The sequence below is a fragment of the Halorientalis brevis genome (assembly GCF_042678165.1).
Taxonomy (GTDB): Archaea; Halobacteriota; Halobacteria; order Halobacteriales; family Haloarculaceae; genus Halorientalis; species Halorientalis brevis.
The window spans coordinates 1-21,920 of sequence record NZ_JBHUDJ010000008.1 but is presented as its reverse complement, the minus strand read 5'-3'; the positions used below and the strand labels follow the sequence as shown (position 1 = coordinate 21,920).

Sequence of the window (21,920 nt, the reverse complement as noted above, 5' to 3'; positions counted from 1 at the left end):
AACCTGCGGTTGGCCGTTCAGAATCCGAGCGGGTCGAGATCGACGTTCGCAGCGACGAGAGCGGCGGCGCGGTCGTACGGGTCGTGCGCGTCGCGGTCGCCCTCCGGACGCTCGCGATCGGCAGCCGCGAACACGTTCTCGACGAACGCCTCGCGCACGCACGCGTTCTCGAAGATGCCGTGCAGATACGTTCCTACCACGCGCTCGGTGGCGGCGCCCCCCGGATCGTCGTTACGCGCAGCGGGAAACGGCCGGTCGATCTCGCCGATTGCCGTCGTCCTGCCCATGTGAATCTCGTACCCAGTGACGGGACCGCTCGCCCCCGAGAACGGACCGACGCCCGCGAGGTCTCGCGTGACCGGATCGACCTGTTTGTCGCGTTCGAAGTGGGTCTCGACGGGCAACAGTCCGAACCCGTCGACGGTCGTCTCGTCGCCGGTCCCCTCGACGTCGGCGTTCGTGATGCGTTCGCCAAGCATCTGGTAGCCGCCACAGAGCCCGACGACGATTCCCTCGAAGGTATCGATCGCGGCGTCGAACCCGGCCTCGCGGAGTGCCAGCAGGTCGTCCACGGTGTTTTTCGTGCCGGGGACGACGACGGCGTCGGCAGCGTCCAGGTCGGCGTCCAGCGGCAGGTACGCGACGCGGACCCCGGGAACCCGGGCCAGCGGTTCGAGGTCGGTGAAGTTCGAGACGCAAGGGAGCCGCGGCACGGCGATCGTGACGGTCCGGTCGTCGGGCGCGCCGTCGTCGGTGCCGTGGACCGCGCGCCGTCCCGCGGGCGGGAGCGAGACGCTGTCTTCGGCGGGCAGACCGGGATCGTCGTGGGGAATCACGCCCAGGATCGGCACCCCGGTTCGGTCTTCGACCTCCGCGATAGCGGGGTCGAGCAGCGAGCGGTCGCCCCGGAACTTCGTGATGACCGCGCCCACGAGTCGGTCCTGGAGGTCCTCGGGGAGCAGTTCCACGGTGCCGACGAGCGAGGCGAAGACGCCGCCGCGTTCGATGTCCGCGACGAGCAGCACGTCGGCGTCGGCAAACCGCGCCGTCTCGACGTTCGCGAGGTCGCGCTCTCTGAGGTTCGGCTCCGCGATGGAGCCGGCCCCTTCTGCGACGATCACGTCGTACCGGTCAGCCAGCCTCTCGTGAGACTCCCGGGCCGCTGCCAGCGCCCGCTCCCAGTAGTCCTCGTAGTACTCGCGGGCCTCGTAGTGAGCCACGGCCGTTCCCTGGATCACGAGCTGGGACTCGCCCTCGCCGCGGGGCTTGAGCAAGACGGGATTCATGTCCGTCGTGGGCGAAACGCCCGCCGCCTGGGCCTGGACGTACTGAGAGACGCCGATCTCGCCCGTGTTCCCGTCCGGGTCCGCGACCGCGCGGGCGTTGTTGCTCATGTTCTGTGCCTTGAACGGTGCCACGTCCACGCCGCGGTCGCTGAGCAGCCGGCAGAGGCCAGCGGCGACGGTGCTCTTTCCGACGTGGCTGGCCGTCCCCGCGATCAGGAGCGTCCGACCCATTCGTTCCGTCCGTTCTGACGCGTCGGCGAAGAATCTGCCGTCCCGGCCCCGGCGCGGCCGAGGGTCCGGTATTCATAACAGCGGGCGGCATACTCACCGGTACACCCAGACGGGACGACGATGACCCTCCAGAAAGACTTCGAGACGCACCTGTCAGTCGGCGACGTGACGGTGACCGAACGCGACGTCGAGATGTTACGCGCCATCGACCGCTACGGGTCGATGCACCGCGCCGCCGAGGAACTCGGGCGGTCCTATCCGCACCTGCAGCGGCGTCTCGTCGAGATCGAGGACGCCGCCGGCGAACTCACCGAGCGCTCGCGCGGTGGCGAAGGCGGCGGCGGAACGACGCTCACGCCGGCGGCGCGCGACCTCACTCGCCAGTTCGCGCGCCTGCACGCCGAACTCCACGGCGTCGCGTCCGTGACCGAATCGGTCCTCGCCGGCACCGTGACCGATCGCGACGGGGAGATCGCGACCGTCGCGACCGACGCCGGCCCGGTGGCCGCACTGGTTCCCGACGAGGCGTCCGACGTGGAAGTGTGCATCCGCTCGGACGCCGTCGTCCTCCGTGACCCCGACGGCACGACCGACGCCGCCGACACGAGCCTTCGCAACGATCTCACCGGAACCGTCACCGGCGTCGAAACCGGTGACGCCGTCGCGCAGATCACCGTCGAACTCGACGGGACCGACAGTCCAGAACTCGTCGCACTGGTCACCGAGCGGAGTCGCTCGTCGCTGGCCCTCGAACCGGGTCGCCGCGTCGTCGCGTCGTTCAAGGCGACGGCCGCTCGGGGGATCGACGCGACGGCGTAGCCACTCGAAAGGTATCGACACTGAAAGGGAACTGTGTGTGACTCCTGGGGACCAGGAGCGTGTGACCCATCCTCCATCTGCAGCCGGAGAGGGGATCAGTAATGAGCTTTCTGGTGGCGTTCGCCGCCCGTCGGACGGTCGTCTGCCGGGTTCGCTCAGAACTCGGTCCCCTTCCGCGCCCGCTGGCCGGCGTCGATCGGATGGGCCTCCTTCCTCACGTTCGTCACCAGGTCGGCGTGATCGACGATCGCCTCGGGTCGCTCGTGGCCGCCAGTCAGGACGAGTTCCATGGTCGCCGGTTTGTCCTCGATGAGAGCGATCACGTCGTCGGGGGGGATCAGGCCGCGGTTGGCAGCGTACAGCACCTCGTCCAGAATCAGCATGTGGACGCCGTCCTCGGGGTCGCCGTCGAGCGGCAGTGGCTCGGTGAGGGCCGCCCGGGCCGCTCCATCGATCAGCTCGCGTGCGCGGGCGAGCGCACCCCGGGCGCGGGCCTCGTGTTCGTCGTCGTCGCTCCCGTCGAGGAAGCCGTGCCAGCCGTAGTGGCCGGCGTTCTCGTAGCTCATGCCCGGCATCGCGGCGATCGCGTTGTACTCGCCGCGGACGTCCTCGACTGAGGCGGTCCCGCCCTTCATGAACTGGAGCATGTGGACGCGGTAGCCGTGTCCGGCGGCACGGAACCCCATGCCGAGCGCTGCCGTCGTCTTGCCTTTGCCGTCGCCCCACCAGACCTGCACGAGGCCGAACTCGTCGGGTGCGGCGGCCTCGATCGCCCGCGCTTCGAGCGGCCTCGTCTCGTCCGCGTCGTCGGCGTCAGTCATACCTCGATTTCGGGGCGCCGGCACCTATGTCTCCCGGTGTTCCGTGACCCTCAGACGGTCGCTCGATCTCGAATCGCGTCGAGTTCCGCCCGCGTCACGCGGACCTCACCGAGCCGGTACTTCCCCGAGTCCGGACCGTGGCAGTCCGAGCCCCCGGTCGCGAGCAGATCGTTCGTCTCGGCGAGGTCGGCAGCCGTCTGGACGCCGACCTCGTTCCGTTTGGCAGGGCCGCTGTCCCCGCCGTACGGGTACGCGACCTCGATGGCGTCCAGTCCCGCGTCGGCGAGGGTCGCCACCAGCTCCGGGACGCCGTCCGAGCGGATGCGACCGGGGTGCGCGAGCGACGCCACGCCGCCGGCAGCGTGGATCGCGTCGATGACCGCGGTGTAGTCCTGCCGCTCCATTTCGACGTACGCGGCGCTGTCGGTGCCCAGATACTCCGCGAACGCGGCGTCGATCGAGTCGACCAGCCCGGCGTCGACCAGCGCCTGTGCCACGTGCGGGCGGCCGAGGCTTCCCCGCGCCGCTGCCTGCAGGTCGTCGTAATCGAGCGAGAGCCCGGTCGCCGCGTTCAGGTTCTCGATCAGCGCTTCGTTTCGCTCGTGGCGAAACTCGCGAGCGCGGGCGAGCAGCTCGCGTAACCGTTCGTTCTCCGGCGAGACGTAGTAGCCGAGAATCTCGATTTTCGTTCCCTCGACGTCGGCTCTGGCCTCGACGCCGGTGACGACCTCTAACCCGTCCCGGCGGGTCACCGGCTCGGTGAGCGTCTCGCTGATCGCGTCGTGGTCGGTGATCGCGATCGCTTCCAGGCCGCGGTCGGCCGCCTGGGCGACGCGTTCCGCGACCGAACTCGTCCCGTCGGACGCCGTCGTGTGTACGTGCAGGTCGGCGATCCCCGCGCTCGGCTCCATAGAGCCACTTTCGGACGCTCCGGAAAAACGACATCGGCTCGCCCGTCTACGGCTGGAAGACGTCGGCCGTCCGCTCGGTCCGGACGCCGTACTCGGCGTCGGCCACCGACCCCGGACGCGTGCGGTCGGCGTACCGCGCGTCCAGACTCGCACGAAGCGCCTCGCGGACGCACGCCCGCGTCGCCGCCCCGACGGGGGTCGCGCTCCCCGCGAACGCGGCCCGCTGGCCGGTCGGGTCACAGCCGACGACGACCGCGTCCGAGGTCGTCCCCGTGAAGCCGGTCTCGGCCACCAGCGTCGCGGTCTTCGCCTCGACGGCGGTCGACAGCAGCGTCGCCAGGGCGCCGTCGGACAGCGCACGGGTCGTCCCGACCAGGAGGTTGACCGTCCCCGGCGGGGCGGGGTCCTCGCCGGGGGCGCTCGGCTCACCCGTGGGCGCCATCGGCAACGCCGCGGGATTCGAGACGCCGGCAGTCGCGAGCACCGTGACCGGGCCCGCGCGTGCGCCCCGAGCGTGCGTCAGGTCGACCCCCGTCAGGAGCGTCGGCCCCGCTGTCGTGAACCCGGCGTGCTCGCGGCGCTCGGTGCGGTAGGCGTCGAGGTCGGTCCGGTCGAACCCCTCGGGCACGGAGACGTTGTAGGCGGCGTCGGCGGTCCGGTAGCCGCCGTCGTGCCCGGTCGCGAGCCAGCGCGTGTCCGGTCGGTGGGCCTGCAGAACGCCCGACTCGACGGTCGTCGCGAACATCAGACGCCCAGCGCCGTCAGGAGCCGATCGTTCTCTTCGGGCAGGCGCACCGCGACCCTGAAATGCGAGTCCAGCCCGCGGAACGTCCGGGCGTCGCGGACGGCGATGTCCTGCCGGCGGGCCCGCTCGATAGCCTCGTCCACGGCGTCGCTCGACCCCGCATCGAGGAGGAGGAACGGCGCGTCCGACGGCCGAACGTCGAACCGGTCGGCCAGGCGGTCGGCCATGCGAGCGCGCTCGCTCGCCACCCGTTCGCGCGTCTGTCTGACGAACACGGTCTGGTTCATGCAGTAGGTCCCCACTGCTTCGGCCGGGACCGACAGCGACCAGGTCCGGCGCGCCGCCGCCAGTCGGTCCCGGAGCCGGCCGGTCGCGACGGCGAAGCCGGCGCGCAACCCGGGCAGGCCGAACAGTTTCGTCAGCGAGCGCGCGACGACGACGCCGTCCTCGCCGGCGAGCGACGGCTCGTTCGTGAACCCGAGAAAGGCCTCGTCGGCGAGCACCACCGTCTCCGCGTCGCGACACCGCTCGGCGAACGCGCGAAGCGCCGCCGGGTCGTAGCTGTCTCCGGTCGGATTGTTCGGGTTGCAGAGGATCACCATCGCGTGGTCGGCCGGGTCCACCGAGAACAGGTCGTCGTGAGCGTGGAAGACGGGTTCGGCGCCCTGGAGTCGGACTTCCCGCGCGTACTCGCCGAAACTGGGCGTCGGGACGACCACCGACTCGCCGGATCGAACCGTCGTCTGGATCGCCAGTCGGATGGCGGCCAGTCCGCCCGGCGTCGGGACGACGCGCTGTGGGTCACAGCCGACGTAGTCACCGGCCGTGATGCGGTAGGAGCTGTAATCGTCGGCCGGGTAGCGCCGCGCCGTCGGCAGGACGGTCTGGTACACTCGCGTGGCCCCCTCGGGGACTTTGGGGTTGATATTCGCACTGAAATCCAGTATCTGGGGGTCGTCGGTGCTCCCGTGCGGGACGCGCGCTCCCTCAGCTAACGAGTCGTCACCGGTGTCCGGGCCTCCCTCGGCATCGAGGAGCGAGTCAACCGCGTCGGGGTCCATCGGAGTAGGATACACGAAGACACCAACATAATACTTTAGGGTCGTGACAACGGCCGGACTACTCCAGCAACCGTTCGGCGACCGACGCGTCGGCGGTCCGATTCACGTTGACCGCCAGTCGCGCATCGTACGACAGTCGGACGGCGTCGCCCGCCGATCCGACGACGTTCAGCCCGACGGGCGCGACGGTCCGGCCCTCGTGCGGTTTCGTCGTGTCCGAACTGACGCCCAGACACTCCTTGAGCGCGGCTGGGACCGCGACGGTCAGCGATTCCCCGTCGCGGTCGTGCGCGGCAGCGAGCGTCTCGTCGACGAGGGCGGGCGCGAGCAGCGGCAGGTCCGCGACGCACGTGAGGACGGGTTCGGCGATCCGGTCGTCGTCGAGGACGGTCCCGAGGTCCGCTACGTATCCCTCGCCCGGCGTCTCGATAATCGTACAGTCCGTGCGCTCGCGAACGTGCTCGCGCGTCGCGGGCGCGTGCGGTGAGACTGCAGTGTAGACGGAGTCGGCCCGACTCGCGGCCAGCGCGTCACAGACCCGGTCGACCATCGGCCGGCCTGCGACCTCGAACAGCGGTTTCTCCGCGTCGGCGCCGAGGCGCGTGCCGCGACCGCCACACATCACGACAGCGTCCACGCCATCACCCCCGCGTGGAGCGCGACCAGGCGCGCGAGTTCGTTCGCCGCCCCGAACACGTCGCCGTTGACGCCGCCGAGATTGGCGGCGGCCCAGCGTCTGAGTGCGAGGGCGGTCCCCACGCCGGCGACCAGCGCGACGAACGCGACGGGCGTGGGAACGGTCGCGAGGACGGCCGGAATCGCCACCAGCACCGGCTCCAGCAGGTCGTCCTCGTCGGAGACGCGGGTGAGCTGTGCGCCGAGCCCGTCGAACGGCGCCTCACCCAGACAGGCCAGCGTCGCCATCCCCAGTTTCGCGCTCACCTCGCTGGCGACGACGAGCCCGATCGCCTGGAACGTGGGCATCCCGGCCAGTGCCAGCCCGGCCAGGACGAGACCCGCGACGAGGCCCGCGAGGGCGATCGTCCCGCCGACGCCGACCGCGCTGTCTTTGAGGACGCGGCGGCGCGCGGCGAGGTTCGCGTCGTCGGCCGCCTCGCCCTCCTCGTGGACGACCGCCGCGTCGGCGAGGTCTGCGACGCCGTCGGCGTGATTGATCCCCGTCACGAGGACGAGCGCGATCGGAAAGAGGAGTGCGACCGTCGGCGCGGGCAGCCCGAGCGCGAACGGGACGGCGGCGAGCGCCCCGACGAGATAGCCCACGGGAACGAACGCCGCCGGCCGCCGCCGGAACGCCTCCCAGGACTCCAGCTCAGTTCCGACGGGAAGTCGCGTGAGGAAACCGAGCGCCCCGCGCGAGGCCAGCGCGAACCCTTCGCCGACGCTATCTCCCGAGTCGAGCGTCTCGTCTCCGCGTCGCTCTGCCCGATCGTCCGTTGCTCGGTCGCCGTCGGACGGGGAAGCGCCCGCGTCGTCCGTAGTCGGTCCGTCGGTCACGTCCTCGGGCCGGTCAGTCACGAAAGCATCACCTCGGGGAGGGCAAGGACGGCGGCGGCGACCACGTAGGCGAGCAGGCCGGCGACCGCGACGGTCCGGACGCCGCGGCGCGCCAGCGCGACCGACGGTAGCGCCCCGTCGGGGTTGAGGACGTAGACGCCGGGTTTCTCCAGTCGGACGTCGAGCGCGGCGGCAAGCACGCCCATCGGCCAGCCGGAGTTGGGCGACGGCACCCCTGGCACCCAGCGAGACGCACGCGTCAGCGACGTCGGCGCGAGCGCCGCCGTGGCCAACAGGAGCGCGCTCGCCCGGGCGGGCACCCACATCACGAAGTCGTCCAGCCGCGCCGGCGCCCAGCCGACCGGCTTCGAGCGATAGCCCAGCATCGAGTCCATCGTGTTGACGGCTTTGACCCAGACGGCGAGGGCCGCGCCGGTCGCCAGCGCGAGCGCGGGCGACGTGCCGATCGCCAGCGGAATCGCACCGCCGACCGCGAGAGCACAGAGCGGGGCGACCAGGCCGTCGGCGAGGTTCTCGGCGGCGCTCTCGACGGCCGCGCTCCGAACCTGGCCGGCCGACAGCGAGGACGCGTCCCGCCCAGCGAGCGCGCGGAGGTCCGCTCGCGCCCGGGACAGGTCCGTGTCGGTCGCGGCGCTCACTGTTCCCGCCGTCGTCAGCAAACGCCGGAAGCTCGTCGTGAGAAACAGCGCGGTGCCGGCTCCGGCCGCGCTCGCGAGCAACCCGGAGCGGCTCGCCACCGCGACGACGCCGCCGACAGTCCCAGCCGCACCCAGCGGCAGGACCAGGGCGCCGAGCAGTCCGAGCAGTCGCGGGTGCGCCCAGTCCCGATCGAGGGGCGCGACGAGCCGACCGAACCACGCGACCGGATGGAGCGCCGTGGGCGGCTCGGCGACGACCAGGTCCAGCGCGAGCGCCAGTCCGACGACGCCCGTACTCGCGGCCACCCACTGTCCGGTCACGGCGACGCCCTCCGTTCGAGGGCGGCAGGGATCTCCGACAGCGGGACCTCGGTCAGCAACAGTGCAGTCCCACCGGCGTCGGCCACACCGCCGTCGGTCGGCGGATCGTCGCCGACGTGGACGAGGTCGGCGGGGTCGACGTCCAGCGCGTCGGCGAGCGTCTCGAAGGCCCGCGGGTCGGGTTTCCGCCAGCCACTCCCCACGCTCGTGACGACGGCGTCGAACGCGTCGGCAGGGATCGGCGTGGCCGCGAGCGTCCGTTCGACGAGCCCCGGGACGCTGCAGTTCGAGAGCAGTCCGACGGGACCGTGCTCGCCCGCAGCAGCGACCGCGTCGACGGCCCCCGGACGGACGGACACTGGCCTGTCGAACGCAGCGAGCACGGCCTCGCGGGCGCGCGCCGTGGTGATCGACACGGTCCGGCTGGCGAGCGCTGCTTCGACGTGATCGACGAGAGAAACTTCGCCGCCAGTCGGTGCAGTGACGTGGGACTCACAGTAGGCCTGGCCCCAGTCATCGGGAACGGCGATCCCGCGCGCCGAGAGTTCGGTCGCGACGGCAGCGGCCGGATCCGACGGTCGCTCGGCGGCGACGAGCGTTCCGAAGAGATCGAACGAGACTGCCACGGTGGTTGCATTCGGACAAACACACTTGAACACCGCGATCAGCCGCGTCGCGTGGAGCGCTCGAAAGTGCGTCCGACGATCGTGTCAGACACTGGTACCGCGCAGGTGCGACCCCGTGTCTCGGGAGCCATCACGCGGTTGAACGGTCAGCCCCTTTCACTACCCTGGGACTCGTCTGTCCGAGACATGACTGCAGCCGGGAGCCAGAGGCAACGAGCACGGGTGAGACGGCACGGCGTCGGCTCGGTTCGCGACGGGGGACGGTGAGATGGGGGCGCTCGTCCGGATAAAGCGGCTCCTACGGGGAGCCGACGGGTGCCAGCGCCGCCAGTACGAGTGTCTCACCTGCCACGCCACATTCGAGTACCGACGACAAGCTTGTCCGGAATGCGGCGGCTACGACATCCGTTCGACCGAGTGGCTCGACGACGACGAGCGACGACTGCCAGAAAACCATCGGTGATCGAGCGCGATCGCGCGGAACGATCTAGACTTCTTCTCGGAGTTCGACCTCGCCGTCGCTGTGGATGATGACGAGGAGTCCTTCGTATGCAAACGAGAGCGATCCGTGCGTCCCTGCCTTCGTCGCCGTCGGCCCGAAGATCGAGTTGAGTGCGTCAGGATCGACGTACTCGTCGAGCGGATCGAGATCCGTCGGATCGACGTTCCTGATCGCCGCGACGGCTTCGAGGACGCGGACGCTCAGGCTCTCGGCTTCGATGTCGTAGGTCGTCCGATAGATACCGGTGTCGGCGTCGTATTCGATATCCCCGTTCTCAGCATGTTCAGACATGTCCTCCCTCCAGATTGCTGGCCGCCCTTATCTCACCGCCAACGGACGGAAGCGTCAGTTATCCGTACTAGTGGGTCGCCCTACATAAGAGGTCGCATACTGACCAGCAGTGAAAGGGTCAGACCGACGCCGCTGCGTGAGGTGTGCGCTAGTTTCAGAATCGAAAGTGGTGACGAAACGTGGACGACAACGCCGAGACTCGAACGACGCCATACTCGGAGTGAAACGGAAAATACCGTCGCAGAGAGCGAGACACCAAAATAAACAGCTCACACACGTGTCGAAGGTTCTCTCTACGGCCCGTCAGGAGGCGACTATCAATAGTCGAAGTCGGCGATGACCTTTTGTATGTGTGTTGTTAACGAGGAGGCAGTTGGTCGTGTATGAGTTTGTTTCCCACGGAGCAGTGGCTTGACGAGTACAAAGCGCTGTTGAACGAGAGTAGCGCGCTCGACGACGTCGCCGCTGGCTGGGGCGTCGGCTTCAACGGCGCGATCCTTCTCGCGATTACGGACCTTCCCCTCGACGACACCACGGTCCGGGAGCTCCCGGAGTCAGTGCTCGCCGACGTGCCCGACAGCATCTGCGAGGGGCTGACAGGCCTCACCTACGAGGACGCGCCGGCAGAGATCGACGACTCCGTTCGCGCGGAGCTTCCTCCGGTCGTTCAGGATCTGCTCACACAACTCGAGAAGAACGTCGTCGGCGGTGCCGTCTACGCCTACGTCGAACTGGAGGAGGGGACCTGTAACGAGGCCGAGATCCTCGAAAACCCCAACGAACGCGAGGTCGGCGCGGTCATCCGCGGCCCGTGTTCGACCTGGCAGCAGATCATCGACGGCCGTCCGACGACCTCGGCCGTGCTGAGTGGCGACCTCGAGATCAGCGGCAACGGACTCCTCCGTCCACAGTACACCGCCCTCCTGCAACTCCTCGGCGACGTCGCTGCGGACGTCGAGACGACGCATCTCTTCGAGGAGCCCGGAACGTCGTTCCAGGACTTCGTCCTCGACGAAGCCGTCAGACAACCCATCGCAGTCCAGCGCTTCGCCTACCAACAGGCCGCCTGGGCGACGCGCATGCTCAGTCTCTTCTGATCCGACGAGTAGCGATTCCCGCGAGCCGAATGATTCGCCTGTCGACTTCGAGCCGTCCCTCTTGCTGTGGTAAGCGTATGCTACCTCCAGGGAAAGCAGAACATACGTTCCGATCCGGCGCGCGGCGGGTCACCACGACGAGCAGCCGACGCTCGCGAATCGCACCGGCCGGACGAACTGTCCAGGGAGACTGCCCGACGAACCCGGTCGGTCACGGTCAGACGTCGTCTGACAGCACAGGTCGTCGCGGCTGGACGGGGAACCACTCACAGCGACGGAAGGGAGATCGCTACCCGTTCGACCGTACTTCGACGAAAAACCGAGTCCGCCCTCCCCAATTTGAACACTGTGAGACGTGCTCAGTTCGTTGTGCGCGACTCACAAGCTCAAATCTGCTCGGGTGGGAATCCACACGCGGCGCTCGAAAGTGAGCGCCGCGAAAAGTATCCGCCCTCCCCGATTTGAACGGGGGACTGCGGCGCGATAACAGGGTGGCATCGGGCAATCTGCTCGGCTTCCCCGACCGACGTCGTGGGTTCGCGGAGATGACAACCGATGACCCAAGACCTCGAACCCATCGCACCACAGAAAGCAGTAGACCTCTACCTTGCACAACGGGAAGACGACGCTTCTGAGAGAACCGTACAGGCCCACAAATACCGTCTCAAGCACTTCGTGCGCTGGTGTGGACAGGAAGACCTCACCAACCTCAATAACCTCACTGGTCGTAGACTGTACGAGTATCGGCTCTGGCGGAAGGACGACGGCGACCTCAACCCTGTTTCGCTCCGAACCCAACTCTCGACTCTCCGTGCCTTCGTTCGATTCTGCGCGAGCATCGACGCCATCGAGTCGGGCACGCATGAAGAAGTTCTGCTCCCGACCCTCGATGCCAACGACGACGGGAAGGACGAGATGTTGGATGCAGAGCGAGCGGAGAAGAAGGGGTAACCCAAACCCTGTGGATACTAACCATACCACCACTGTGGTATTCCGCCGGTTCTCCTATGCCAACCCTTTCATATAACCCTATGACAATCGGGAGCGGTCAGCAATTGATGACTGGACTTTGCACGAAATCTGAGATACCATATATTCTTGTTATTGTGACTGCGTTTCTCTCATATGTACGACCTTGGTCAGATGAAAACCGGCCTACTGAACCCAAATGAGGCTATTTGGGAACTACATTCAAAATTGTCAAGATTAATGTTCAACCGAAACGACGAACCGATTCCTGAGCGAGACTGGGATAACCTCCTACTGTTGGATGCCTGCCGATATGATATATTTGAAGATGCCAACACATTATCTGGCAACCTTGAAAAATACTATTCTGTTGCATCTAATACTTCTGAATATGTTGTGAAAACTTTCAGAGGAGAAAAATATCCGGAAATGGTCTGTGTGACTGCAACGCCAAAATATTACAAGCCTAATGTTGAAGATAGTTTTCACGACGTTATCCACGTCTGGAAAGATGATTGGGATGAAGAATATGGGACAGTACTTCCAGAAGTTATGAATGAGCGTGTCCTTGAGGTAACCAAAAAATATCCCAATAAGCGCATTTTAGCCCATTACATTCCTCCACACCAGCCATTTATCGGTGAAACTGGACAGTCGATCCCACACGGAGGGAAATTTTCTGGTGGAGTAAGAGAGTATGATATAGACGACCCAAATATTTGGGATGCTCTTAGGGAGGGGAAATATGATAAAAACAAAGTTTGGAAAGCATATTTGGAAAATCTCAAAATTACTTTACCTGCTATAAACAAAATTTTGGAGAAGTTACAAGGAAAGACTGTCGTAACTTCTGACCACGGTAATGTATTTGGTAATGTGTCTGAATTTAATCTTATTGGCCATCCTTCAAGAAGGCATATTAAACCACTTATCGAAGTCCCGTGGTTAGTTAATCAAAATGGGGACCGGAAAACTATCGAACGTGGCCATATAGGCGATATGTCTGAAGATATGGATGATACTGAGGTTCAAGAGCGTTTGACAGACTTGGGATATTTAGAGTAGTATTAGTATCCTCCAGTGGTGTGTTATTAATTCCTCCAAGAGGTGTGGTGGGTGACCTCCACGGGGATATTCCGAGATAGAACCTATCTCGAAGCCAGCCCCACTCACTCAGAAAAGGCCTACTCCACCAACTCGTCGGCTTCCCAGTTCTCCTCACGTGGAATGTGCTGTATCTCGAATTGCTCGAACTCGTCAGCCAGTTCCTGTACGCGCTTACGCAGTGGGCGGAGTTCTGGCTGGTTCACCCCATACTCACCACGAACCTGTTTCACGATTACCTCGGAGTCACCTCTCGCCTCGACCTCGGTGCATCCCTTCTCGGAGGCGAGTTCTAACCCTTGGATGAGAGCGCGATACTCGGTTCGGTTGTTGGTTGATTCCCCGATGTGTTCGCTCCGCTCCTCGGTCCAGTCGTCGGTCTCGACGATGTATCCGATTGACGAGGGACCGGGATTATCTGGACGAGTCCCCTCCATCGAATTTCACGACAACAGATGTGGTCATCTCGACAACCCACCTGTATTATCTCGTCTGTTGTTCGTTCGATACGTGACTCTCTGCGTTTCTGATTGCACCATCATTTCCTCTCATATAATGGTATGACGATCGGGCGACCTCCACAGGGTTTTTCCCATATAGAGCAACTGGTCGATTCTGGATACTTGAACCACCCTGTTCGCATATGGCTGGACGCATATCTGAGATATTTCCAGAGTCGGGATGGCCTCTTTCTATGGAGCGAGTTCTGCGCGCTCTTAAAAAGAAAACACGCCGTTCAAGTCTTGTACGCACGACTAACAGCAGTATGAGATTTCGGGCCGAAAGGTTCTAATTTCCCCGAGACGTTCGGCTATACGCGAATGCACGACGGCGGAAACCTGAGTCAGGTGACCTGTTCAACCCAAACACGTCGAGATGGAATCGCACGACGGCGTGGCTCCTCTTGGCTATGGTTCGACAGGTAAGAAAATCCGCCCTCCCCGATTTGAACGGGGGACAAGTCGATCTACAGTCGACTGCTCTACCAGTCTGAGCTAAGGGCGGTTGCAACTCAACGTAGGCCCGCTGTCGGACTTAACGGTTATCATTCGGAGCCGGTCAGCGGCGGAGCCGACGGCCGTCAGACAGGCGGGAAGATTCAAATACCTCCGATACCAAACGATATGACAGGTCAAGATGAGCAAAATAACGTTCCGCGCGGACGACGAGCTCATCGAGCAGCTCGAAGCGTTCGACGCATCCAAAAGCGAGGTGATGCGAGAAGCCCTCCGACAGTTCCTCGAAGAGCCGTCGGAGAGCACCACCGCTTCCTCGGCCGTGCCGTCAGACGCCGACGGCAGCCTCGACGAGCTCATCGCGGAACGCGTCGACACTATGATCTCCGAGCGGCTGAACCAGTCGTTTACGCCACACACAGCCCACCAACCGCAGGATATCAACGTCAACATCGCGCTCGACGGTGACGGTGCCACGAGCGAGACCGCAAGCGGGGTCGAACGTAAGACGCGTGTTGACGACGCCGACGACGACGTGTCCGACAGTGCCGACGACGACCGGCGCCCGTGCCAACAGTGCGGGGAAGAACTGTCGTCTTCGCACGTCTACTGCCCGAACTGCGGAGAGAAGGCGTCTCGGCGCGTGTTCTGTGAGTGCGGTGACGAGCTTCGATCGGACTGGGCGTTCTGCCCCGGTTGTGGCCGCCGAACCCCCGCAGCCGACGTCCTAGATCAATCCTAATCCCCCGTAAACGAGCGGTAGAGCCGCGTTTACTTGCGTAAGGCAGTCCTGTCTTACGGTAGGGGAAACTTTTATATTCCAACAACCAGATGTAAACTCTGCGTAAGACGGTGCGTCTTACACACCGGATTCAGGGCCGACACCCCGCCGCCGTGTGGCGGTTTTCGGTGTGTAAACACACGGGGCGCGGTGACACACCCCTTCGCCGTCTTACCCCAAAGGGGAACCAAAATATGGAGCGTGTGACACTACGGATTCCGAAGCAGCAGATCGAAGAGGTCGAACAAATGGTCGAGACGGGCGAATACCCGAACCGCAGCGAGGCGATTCGGTCGGCCGTTCGAGACATGCTCAACGAGCACGACAGCAACGAGGAGCGGTCCTCGGACAAGCGCAAGCGCACGTGGGCGAAGGTGTAGACGATGCAGGACCTCGTCAAGTCGGCGCTTGAGAACGACGAAGAAGAGAAGGCCAAACAGCAGGAGATGGACGACGGCGAAGGGTTCGGTCAGCCCCGCATCGTCATCGTCGGCTGTGGCGGTGCCGGGAACAACACTGTCAACCGGCTGTACAACATCGGTGTGGACGGCGCAGAGACCGTCGCGATCAACACCGACCGCCAGCACCTCGAAATGATCGAAGCCGACACGAAGATCCTCGTCGGGAAGTCCCTGACGAACGGCCTCGGCGCGGGTGGCGACCCCAACATGGGCGAGCGCGCGACCGAGATGGCCCAGGGCACGATCAAGGAAGTCCTCGGTGAAGCGGACCTCGTGTTCGTCACCGCGGGCATGGGTGGCGGCACCGGCACCGGTGCAGCTCCCGTCGTCTCCAAGATCGCCAAAGACCAGGGTGCGATCGTCGTCGGCATGGTCTCGACGCCGTTCAACGTCGAGCGTGCCCGCACCGTGAAAGCGGAAGAAGGGCTCGAACGCCTCCGCAACGAGGCCGACTCGATCATCGTCCTCGACAACAACCGACTGCTGGATTACGTCCCGAACCTGCCCATCGGCAAGGCGTTCTCCGTGATGGACCAGATCATCGCCGAGACCGTCAAGGGCATCTCCGAGACGATCACCCAGCCGTCGCTCATCAACCTGGACTACGCCGACATGTCCGCCATCATGAACCAGGGTGGCGTGGCAGTCATGCTGGTCGGCGAAACTCAGGACAAGAACAAGACCGAAGAGGTCGTCAAGGACGCGATGAACCACCCGCTGCTGGACGTGGACTACCGCGGTGCGTCCGGTGGCCTCGTCCACATTACGGGAGGCCCCGACCTCACACTCAAGGAGGCCGAGGGAATCGCCCAGAACATCACCGACCGACTCGAGGCCAGCGCGAACGTCATCTGGGGCGCGCGCATCCAGGAGAGCTACAAGGGCAAGGTCCGCGTCATGGCGATCATGACCGGCGTGCAGAGCGCCCAGATCCTCGGTCCGACGACCCAGAAGCAGGCCGACAAGTCCAAGCAGGCGATGAACAGTGGTGGCAACGAGGTCGACACCGCGCAGTTCGACGCCAGCCAGAACGTCGGGAACTCCCACGGCGACGGCTGGGCCGACGGCGGTCAGGACGAGACGACCAAATCCGACAGCGGCCTCGACGTCATCCGGACGAACTGACGCAGTACCGACTTTCTTTTTTAGCTACCTCGAACAGCGGTGGCTCGTTCCGTGAAAACGCGCGTTTACGTCGGGCGAGCGTCTGCTTCTCGGCAGACGGTCGTCTGACGATCGTCAGCAGAAAGACAGTTAGTCGGCAGCGTGGACCGCTTCGACGAGCGCGCACTTCCGGCAGTGGTCGCGCGTCGTCGCCGCGCCGCAGCGCTCACACTCGCCGAGGTCGGGGCCGTCGCCGTCGCGGTAGCGGTCCGCGGCCATCCGGGCGAGTTCCTCGTAGCCGGAAATGATCGAGTGGCGCGCGCCCGGATGGCGGTCTTCGAGATCGAACAGGAGTTGCTGAATCTCACCGCGGTACGCCTCGCTCGAATGCGGACACTCCGTGATGTGTGCCGGGAGGTCCCGCAGCTGGGCGTACAGTGCGACTTCCTTCTCGGGGACGTCCCGGAGTGGCTTGGCGCGTGGGACGAACGGGCCGTCCGCACCGCGGACGCGAGCCGGCGTCTCCCCACCCGCCTCGAACGCTCCCAGGCTGGCGTCGAAGTGCTTGGCCATCTGCTCGACGTCGCCCTCGAGGAAGTTCATCATCGCCGTCTGGGCTTCGTCGTCGAGATTGTGGCCGGTCAGCAGTTTGTCGGCGTCGTACTCCTCGGCGTACGTCGAGAGGAGGTCCCGCCGGAACACGCCGCAGTAGGCGCAGGCGGCCATGTTCTCGGGGTCGTCCTCGACGACGTCGTCCATTCGGAGGTCGAACTCCTCCTCGTAGCTGACGACCTCGTGGCGAACGTCCAGCTCGTCGGTGAGTTCGACGCAGGCTTCGAGGGACTCGTCGCGGTAGCCCTCGATGCCCTCGTGGATGGTCAGCGTGACGAGTTCGACCCGCGGGTCCTTGGCGAAGGTGTCGTGAAGGATCTCCGTGAGGACGACGCTATCTTTCCCGCCGGAGAGCCCGATGAGCCAGGTCTCGGGGTCCTCCGGGGTCGCGTCGTCGGGCAACAGATCGTCCTCGCGGACGCGCCGTCGGACGCGCGTCTCGACGGATCGGCAGAAGTGGTCGGCACAGAGGTGCAGCCCGGAGTAGGCGGCGTGCATGACCGCGTCCTCGCCGCACTTGTCACAGTCCATTACCGGAGCGTTGGCAATCCGGGCGGTTGACCGTTTCGAATGTGAACCTATTTCGGGACCGACCGATTCGAACCGGACATGTTTGATAGGTTGCGAACCCGGCTCTGGAAGGTGCTCTTTCGCGTCCACCCGGCCTACCGCGGAACGGGGGGTCGCGTGACGCACATCGCGCCCGACTGGTCGGAAGTCCGCGTCGAAGTGCCGCACAACTGGCGGACGAAAAACTACATGGGCACCATCTTCGGCGGGTCGATGTACGGCGCGGTCGATCCCATCTACGCGATCATGCTCATCAAGCGCCTCGGCGACGACTACGTCGTCTGGGACAAGGCAGCCAGCATCGAGTTCAAAAAGCCCGGCACGGAGACGCTGACCGCGACGTTCGAGTTGTCCGACGACGAGGTCAGTGACGTGAAGGCCGCGCTGGACGGGGAGACCGATTCGATCGATCGGGAGTACACCGTCGACCTGGTCGACGACGCGGGGACGACGCACGCGACCGTCGAGAAGACGATTCACGTCTCGACCGACGCGTCGAAGAAAGCCTGAGCCGAGCGAAAAGCGTTTTCGGCGACCGGCCAGTAGGGACCACCGATGGACGAGTTCGCCAGGACCGAGGCCGTCGACCGCGTCGAGCAACTGGTCGACGCCGTCGCGTCCGATCCGATGCCAGTCCCCGTCCGCGAGGTGTGGGTGTACGGCGACGTCGCGCTCGGGCTCGATCCCGTCGAGCGCCTCGACGTGTACGTCACGAAAGACATGCTCTTCGGTCGCGACGGCGACCGCGAAGCCGAGTTCCGCGACTCCCACGGGATCGAAGGCGTCGGCAAGACCGTCGACGCCGACTGGGCCGACCAGTTCCCCGAACACCTGCGTGCGAACGCCAGCGGCCACGCCGCCCCCGAGAAGTGTCTCGCCGCACACCTCATCGACGACGACGAACCGATTCACCTCGAAGTGTGCAACGCGTCCTTCGAGGACAACGTCACCCAGCGACTGGACGGCGCGATGGCCCGGGAAACCTACGAACAGATCCTCGATCCACGCGGCGTCTGCCTGTGGGCCGAGGGCCAGCGCAGCGACGAGGCGCTCCGGAAGCTCAGGGAAAGCGAGTTCGCCTTCCCGCCGCTGTCCGGTGCGCTGGAGATGCTCGGTCTCGACCCCGACGACGCGCAGACGGCCGCGACGGCAGTCCAGACCTACCGGGAGGAACAGGAGGGCGCGACCGTCCGCGGGGACGTCCTCTGATCAACACGTGAGCTTGCGAGGGACGGCCGAGCACTGATAGGGATAGCCGGTGAACCCAGCCTGTGCCTCGACAGCTCCAGCGACGACGGTTCGCTCAGCTCGGCGCGATCGCACTGCTCGGATTCGCGGGGTGTGGGAGCCCCGGTGAGGAGGAAGGAGAAGATGGTGACGGTGAAAACGGCGGTGGAGACGACGGCGAGGGCGATGGCGGTGGCGAGGAAGAAGACGCACTGGCACCAGATAACCGGTAGTTAGCAGTCAAAATCTGCACTGGACGACACGCACGATCGACGCTCCCCAACTACTGACCGTCGCGTCGACCCTGATTTGACGGGCGGGACGCATCAGTCACGAACTCGTTGTCCTCACGAATCCACGCGACCCACGGTGACGTAGAAGGGGACGACCTCTCGCCGTCGATACCGCTCGTCCTGCATCTGTTCGATGACTTCTCGACCCATCGCTCGCCAGTCAGCCCTGAGTTCGTCGACGTCCTCGGCCGTGGCGTCCCCGGCGAGCATCGTCTCGCGATCCGACGCGAGCCCCTCGCCCGTCGCTTTGCGCCGCGCAGCCTCGACAGCCGACTCGCTGTAGGGCGGATCGGTCCGTCGCTCGTGGTCGTACCGACGAGTCGAGACGTCGCGGAGACCAGCCGCCTCGAACGCGCTCGCTGCATCCGCGCCGAGGGCCGCGTCGGTCTCGCTCCCGGCCAGGTACAGTTCGCGAGCGCGCTTCGCCAGCCGTGCCTCCGGGTCCGCCGTCGACGTGATCGACACGGCCGCGTTGTCCGGTTCGACCGCCGCGACCAGCTCACGCGACACCCGCCGGAACTCGGCGACGGCCGCCGCTGGGTCTGGAAGGTTGACCAATAGCGCCTGGCAGACCACGAGATCGAAGGCGTCGTCCGGAAACGGGAGTTCGAGTGCGTTCCCCTGCACGATCGGCTGGTCCGCATGAGCGAGCAAGCGTCCGTCGGCGTCGAGCCCGATCACCGTCCCGTCCGACTCCTCGCGAAGAACGCTCGTGAGTTCCCCCGTCCCACAGCCGACGTCGAGCACCTTCGACCTGCTCTCGAGTTCCAGCGGTGCCAGCGCTTCCCGGGAATCGTCCCACATCCCCCGTCGCGTCGTCCGGAGGTACTCCGCACTGAATTCGCGCACGAACACTGGTTCGTCTCACGAAATCAAAGCGTTTGGTTCCGTCGAATCGGCTCGTGGCAGATACCTACGTAGGAACGAATTAGTCCCGGAGCTCTCTCACGCGTTCGATGTTCCAGGCGAAGCTCTTCCCGTCCTCGGTCGGCGTCTCCAGCACGAGGGGCACGTCCAGGACGTCGTCGTGGTTGATGAGCGCGCGCATACCGTCTTCGCCGATGAGCCCTTCGCCGATGTGGGCGTGTTCGTCCTTGTTCGTGCCACACTCGTGTTTCGAGTCGTTGAGGTGGATGCAGGCGAGGTCGTCGAGTCCCACCACGTCGTCGAACTCGTCGATAGTCTCCTCGACGCCCGCCGGCGTCGAGAGGTCGTAGCCCGCGGCGAACATGTGCGCCGTGTCGAGGCAGAACTCGACGTCCTGGGCCGAACGGTCACGGACGGCTGCCAGATGTTCGAACTGGCCACCGAGTTTCGTCCCGCTCCCCGCGTCGCTCTCGACGAGCACCGTCACCCCGTCAGGGACGTCGAGTTCGTCCAGGGCACTCGCGGCGTTGTCGAGTCCTTGCTCGACGCCCGCACCAGTGTGGGCACCCAGGTGAACGTTGACGTACTCGATGTCCAGGGTGTCTGCCGCGTCGACTTCCTTTTGCATCGAGTCGATCGACTTCTCGCGGAGGTCGTCTTTCGGCGTACAGAGGTTTACGAGATACGACGAGTGGATGACCCACGGTCCGACATCGTTCTCCGCAGAGACCGACTTGAACTCGTCAGCGTTCTCGGGGTCGAGGTTCGGGTCCTGCCAGACCTGCGGCGAGTGAGAGAAGATCTGCCCGCAGTTACCATTGATCTCGAGCTGTTCGTCGACGGCATTGTGGACGCCGCCGGCGATAGAGGTGTGTGCGCCGACTCTGAGCATACCGGAGGCAGGGAGGGCCACCTCAAAGCCGCTTCGATGCTGACCGTCGCCCAAGACAACCCGGCACCGCCCTCCCCGCGTCGGCAGATCAGACCGGATCGACGCGGTCACGGTTCCAGTCAGTGGACGCGTACTTCGTCTGTGCGCGCTCACGTGCGCGCGCGAGTTCATCTTCCGTCCACTTCCCCGTCGTCGCATCCGCCCAGTCGCCTAGCGTCGCTTCCAGCGTCTCGACCGCGTCGGTCCGTGAACCGCCAGCCTGTTCCCGAATCGAGGTCACCCGCTCACGGAACGATGCAGGAGAGAGGTCTGCAGTAAATACCGAGAGGTGACGGGACGGCCGTGATTCGTAGGTGAGCGATCCGTGCTGGATGACGCTGTCGCGCTGGCGGTACTGCGCGTTCCCGCTTATTTTGCGACCGTCGCCGGCGACCACGTCGTGTGCCGGATTGAGTTCTCGCAAATAACACGCCGGCTGGTAAATCTTCGGCCGCTCCTCGGTCGCGAAGCCGGCGTCGACGCCCATTCCTTCGAAGGCATCGAGGATCGGTTCACAGAGCAGTTCGTACGCGTCCAGCAGTTTTCCCGGCAGTTCCGACGCTGGTGCGATGATAGAGTAGGAGATGTCGCCGCGAGTGTCGTGGTAGATCGCTCCGCCACCGGTCGGGCGGCGCGTGACGGTGATCCCTTCCCGCTCGCAGTACTCCCAGTCGATCGTCGCCGGGTCCTGTCGATACCCCAGCGAGAGCGTGCTCGGCTCCCACTGGTACACCCTGACCGTCCGCGGACCACCATCGGCCGCAGTTTCGGCAGCGATCTCGTCGAGCGCCATGTTCATCGGCCCGTCCCAGGCCTCCTCGCGAATCAACCGCCACTCCCGCGCGGCGAGGTCAGTCATGGACCGGGGTAGACCCTCCGGGAGCAAAGCGATTGTGTCGCTACCTCATCCGAGACTAGCGGTCAGCCCCAGCGACGGTAAGTATGCCATCCAACACCAGACTGGGGCGCAGCATCCACGACAGTTCCGACTGGCATCGTCACCCCGATGATAAAACTGGAGATGTATCTCTCGGAATCGAGGGGTCTGCGACTGTCGGCACTCTGTGCATGGTCTGAAAGCCCAGCGGATGCTGGGCCGTTCGAAATGAACCGACCCACACCCGGCCGCTGCCGGATGAGGGTCGAAGGTATGAATGGAG

26 protein-coding genes and 1 tRNA gene are annotated in these 21,920 nt (G+C 65.0%); 11 read left to right on the top strand and 16 right to left on the bottom strand.

The genetic code is table 11. The features are described 5' to 3' along the window. Nucleotides 1-17: 17 nt before the first annotated feature. A complete protein-coding gene (locus ACFR9U_RS14000; RefSeq protein WP_247381833.1) occupies nt 18-1,517 on the bottom strand; it encodes a cobyric acid synthase in 1,500 nt (499 codons plus the stop codon). A 120-nt stretch (nt 1,518-1,637) separates the two neighbouring features. Here ACFR9U_RS14000 and ACFR9U_RS13995 point away from each other — a divergent pair, with 120 nt between their 5' ends. Next, entirely contained in the window at nt 1,638-2,336 is a 699-nt protein-coding gene (locus ACFR9U_RS13995; protein ID WP_247381835.1) for a TOBE domain-containing protein, read from the top strand. 155 nt (nt 2,337-2,491) lie between these two features. Here the strand turns inward: ACFR9U_RS13995 and ACFR9U_RS13990 are convergent, their stop codons facing one another. The 8 genes from ACFR9U_RS13990 to ACFR9U_RS13955 form a co-directional block, all read right to left on the bottom strand. Continuing rightward, entirely contained in the window at nt 2,492-3,157 is a 666-nt protein-coding gene (locus ACFR9U_RS13990) for a cob(I)yrinic acid a,c-diamide adenosyltransferase (protein WP_247381838.1), read from the bottom strand. 50 nt (nt 3,158-3,207) lie between these two features. Continuing rightward, the gene (locus tag ACFR9U_RS13985; protein WP_247381840.1) at nt 3,208-4,068 is read right to left on the bottom strand and encodes a PHP domain-containing protein; all 861 of its coding nucleotides are present in this window, start codon (nt 4,066-4,068) and stop codon (nt 3,208-3,210) included. A 46-nt stretch (nt 4,069-4,114) separates the two neighbouring features. Continuing rightward, complete coding sequence (locus ACFR9U_RS13980; protein ID WP_247381842.1) at nt 4,115-4,813, bottom strand: adenosylcobinamide amidohydrolase; 699 nt, start codon at nt 4,811-4,813, stop codon at nt 4,115-4,117. Then, a complete protein-coding gene (locus tag ACFR9U_RS13975) occupies nt 4,813-5,874 on the bottom strand; it encodes a threonine-phosphate decarboxylase (protein WP_247381845.1) in 1,062 nt (353 codons plus the stop codon). The genes ACFR9U_RS13980 and ACFR9U_RS13975 overlap by 1 nt, the downstream gene beginning before the upstream one ends. Before the next feature lie 58 nt (nt 5,875-5,932). Further along, complete coding sequence (locus ACFR9U_RS13970; RefSeq protein WP_345893430.1) at nt 5,933-6,511, bottom strand: NTP transferase domain-containing protein; 579 nt, start codon at nt 6,509-6,511, stop codon at nt 5,933-5,935. Further along, the gene (gene cobS / locus ACFR9U_RS13965; RefSeq protein ID WP_247381896.1) at nt 6,496-7,257 is read right to left on the bottom strand and encodes an adenosylcobinamide-GDP ribazoletransferase; all 762 of its coding nucleotides are present in this window, start codon (nt 7,255-7,257) and stop codon (nt 6,496-6,498) included. Before cobS ends, ACFR9U_RS13970 begins: the two co-directional genes overlap by 16 nt. 149 nt (nt 7,258-7,406) lie before the next feature. After that, entirely contained in the window at nt 7,407-8,369 is a 963-nt protein-coding gene (locus tag ACFR9U_RS13960; RefSeq protein WP_247381846.1) for a CobD/CbiB family cobalamin biosynthesis protein, read from the bottom strand. Further along, entirely contained in the window at nt 8,366-8,995 is a 630-nt protein-coding gene (locus tag ACFR9U_RS13955) for an HAD family hydrolase (RefSeq protein ID WP_247381848.1), read from the bottom strand. The genes ACFR9U_RS13960 and ACFR9U_RS13955 overlap by 4 nt, the downstream gene beginning before the upstream one ends. A 268-nt stretch (nt 8,996-9,263) precedes the next feature. On the opposite strand from ACFR9U_RS13955, the gene ACFR9U_RS13950 reads away from it, so the two are divergent. Further along, nucleotides 9,264-9,458 carry a hypothetical protein gene (locus ACFR9U_RS13950; protein WP_247381850.1) on the top strand — a complete coding sequence of 65 codons (195 nt, stop codon included), beginning with the start codon at nt 9,264-9,266 and terminating at the stop codon, nt 9,456-9,458. Between the two features lie 24 nt (nt 9,459-9,482). On the opposite strand, the gene ACFR9U_RS13945 is transcribed toward ACFR9U_RS13950, so the two are convergent. After that, entirely contained in the window at nt 9,483-9,788 is a 306-nt protein-coding gene (locus ACFR9U_RS13945) for a HalOD1 output domain-containing protein (protein ID WP_247381853.1), read from the bottom strand. Between the two features lie 383 nt (nt 9,789-10,171). Here ACFR9U_RS13945 and ACFR9U_RS13940 point away from each other — a divergent pair, with 383 nt between their 5' ends. From ACFR9U_RS13940 to ACFR9U_RS13930, 3 genes are all read left to right on the top strand, one after another. Then, nucleotides 10,172-10,885: a sterol carrier protein gene (locus ACFR9U_RS13940; protein ID WP_247381855.1), complete on the top strand. Its 714-nt coding sequence runs from the start codon at nt 10,172-10,174 to the stop codon at nt 10,883-10,885. 555 nt (nt 10,886-11,440) lie between these two features. Further along, nucleotides 11,441-11,836 carry a site-specific integrase gene (locus tag ACFR9U_RS13935; protein ID WP_247381857.1) on the top strand — a complete coding sequence of 132 codons (396 nt, stop codon included), beginning with the start codon at nt 11,441-11,443 and terminating at the stop codon, nt 11,834-11,836. Between the two features lie 174 nt (nt 11,837-12,010). After that, complete coding sequence (locus tag ACFR9U_RS13930) at nt 12,011-12,919, top strand: hypothetical protein (protein WP_247381861.1); 909 nt, start codon at nt 12,011-12,013, stop codon at nt 12,917-12,919. Nucleotides 12,920-13,038: 119 nt separating this feature from the next. Here the strand turns inward: ACFR9U_RS13930 and ACFR9U_RS13925 are convergent, their stop codons facing one another. Together ACFR9U_RS13925 and ACFR9U_RS13920 are read right to left on the bottom strand one after the other, a co-directional pair. Next, nucleotides 13,039-13,395 carry a ribonuclease HI family protein gene (locus ACFR9U_RS13925; RefSeq protein ID WP_247381863.1) on the bottom strand — a complete coding sequence of 119 codons (357 nt, stop codon included), beginning with the start codon at nt 13,393-13,395 and terminating at the stop codon, nt 13,039-13,041. 494 nt (nt 13,396-13,889) lie between these two features. Continuing rightward, nucleotides 13,890-13,963, bottom strand: a tRNA-Tyr gene (locus ACFR9U_RS13920). A 132-nt stretch (nt 13,964-14,095) separates the two neighbouring features. Here ACFR9U_RS13920 and ACFR9U_RS13915 point away from each other — a divergent pair. The 3 genes from ACFR9U_RS13915 to ftsZ all read left to right on the top strand — a co-directional run bounded on the left by ACFR9U_RS13915 (nt 14,096) and on the right by ftsZ (nt 16,281). Then, entirely contained in the window at nt 14,096-14,656 is a 561-nt protein-coding gene (locus ACFR9U_RS13915; RefSeq protein ID WP_247381867.1) for a double zinc ribbon domain-containing protein, read from the top strand. 233 nt (nt 14,657-14,889) lie between these two features. Next, nucleotides 14,890-15,075 (top strand): ribbon-helix-helix domain-containing protein, encoded by a 186-nt coding sequence (locus ACFR9U_RS13910; RefSeq protein WP_247381869.1) that lies wholly within the window; start codon nt 14,890-14,892, stop codon nt 15,073-15,075. Between the two features lie 3 nt (nt 15,076-15,078). Next, nucleotides 15,079-16,281, top strand: coding sequence for a cell division protein FtsZ (ftsZ, locus tag ACFR9U_RS13905; RefSeq protein WP_247381872.1), 1,203 nt, complete (start codon nt 15,079-15,081; stop codon nt 16,279-16,281). A gap of 129 nt (nt 16,282-16,410) precedes the next feature. Here ftsZ and ncsA read toward each other — a convergent pair whose 3' ends face one another. Then, on the bottom strand, nt 16,411-17,403 hold the full coding sequence (gene ncsA / locus ACFR9U_RS13900; protein ID WP_247381875.1) for a tRNA 2-thiolation protein NcsA: 993 nt from the start codon (nt 17,401-17,403) through the stop codon (nt 16,411-16,413). 78 nt (nt 17,404-17,481) lie between these two features. Between ncsA and ACFR9U_RS13895 the strand changes: the two genes are divergently transcribed. The 3 genes from ACFR9U_RS13895 (at nt 17,482) to ACFR9U_RS13885 (ending at nt 18,902) form a co-directional block, all read left to right on the top strand. Then, nucleotides 17,482-17,952, top strand: a complete 471-nt coding sequence (locus tag ACFR9U_RS13895; protein WP_247381878.1) for a DUF4442 domain-containing protein — start codon at nt 17,482-17,484, stop codon at nt 17,950-17,952. A 45-nt stretch (nt 17,953-17,997) separates the two neighbouring features. After that, nucleotides 17,998-18,651: a DUF7095 family protein gene (locus tag ACFR9U_RS13890; protein ID WP_247381881.1), complete on the top strand. Its 654-nt coding sequence runs from the start codon at nt 17,998-18,000 to the stop codon at nt 18,649-18,651. Between the two features lie 62 nt (nt 18,652-18,713). Further along, nucleotides 18,714-18,902: a hypothetical protein gene (locus ACFR9U_RS13885; protein WP_247381885.1), complete on the top strand. Its 189-nt coding sequence runs from the start codon at nt 18,714-18,716 to the stop codon at nt 18,900-18,902. A gap of 114 nt (nt 18,903-19,016) precedes the next feature. On the opposite strand, the gene ACFR9U_RS13880 is transcribed toward ACFR9U_RS13885, so the two are convergent. The 3 genes from ACFR9U_RS13880 to ACFR9U_RS13870 form a co-directional block, all read right to left on the bottom strand. Further along, a complete protein-coding gene (locus tag ACFR9U_RS13880) occupies nt 19,017-19,811 on the bottom strand; it encodes a class I SAM-dependent methyltransferase (protein WP_345893432.1) in 795 nt (264 codons plus the stop codon). A gap of 79 nt (nt 19,812-19,890) precedes the next feature. Then, entirely contained in the window at nt 19,891-20,721 is an 831-nt protein-coding gene (locus ACFR9U_RS13875) for a deoxyribonuclease IV (protein WP_247381888.1), read from the bottom strand. An 88-nt stretch (nt 20,722-20,809) separates the two neighbouring features. Then, nucleotides 20,810-21,619: a lipoate--protein ligase family protein gene (locus ACFR9U_RS13870; RefSeq protein WP_247381890.1), complete on the bottom strand. Its 810-nt coding sequence runs from the start codon at nt 21,617-21,619 to the stop codon at nt 20,810-20,812. Nucleotides 21,620-21,920: the final 301 nt, after the last annotated feature.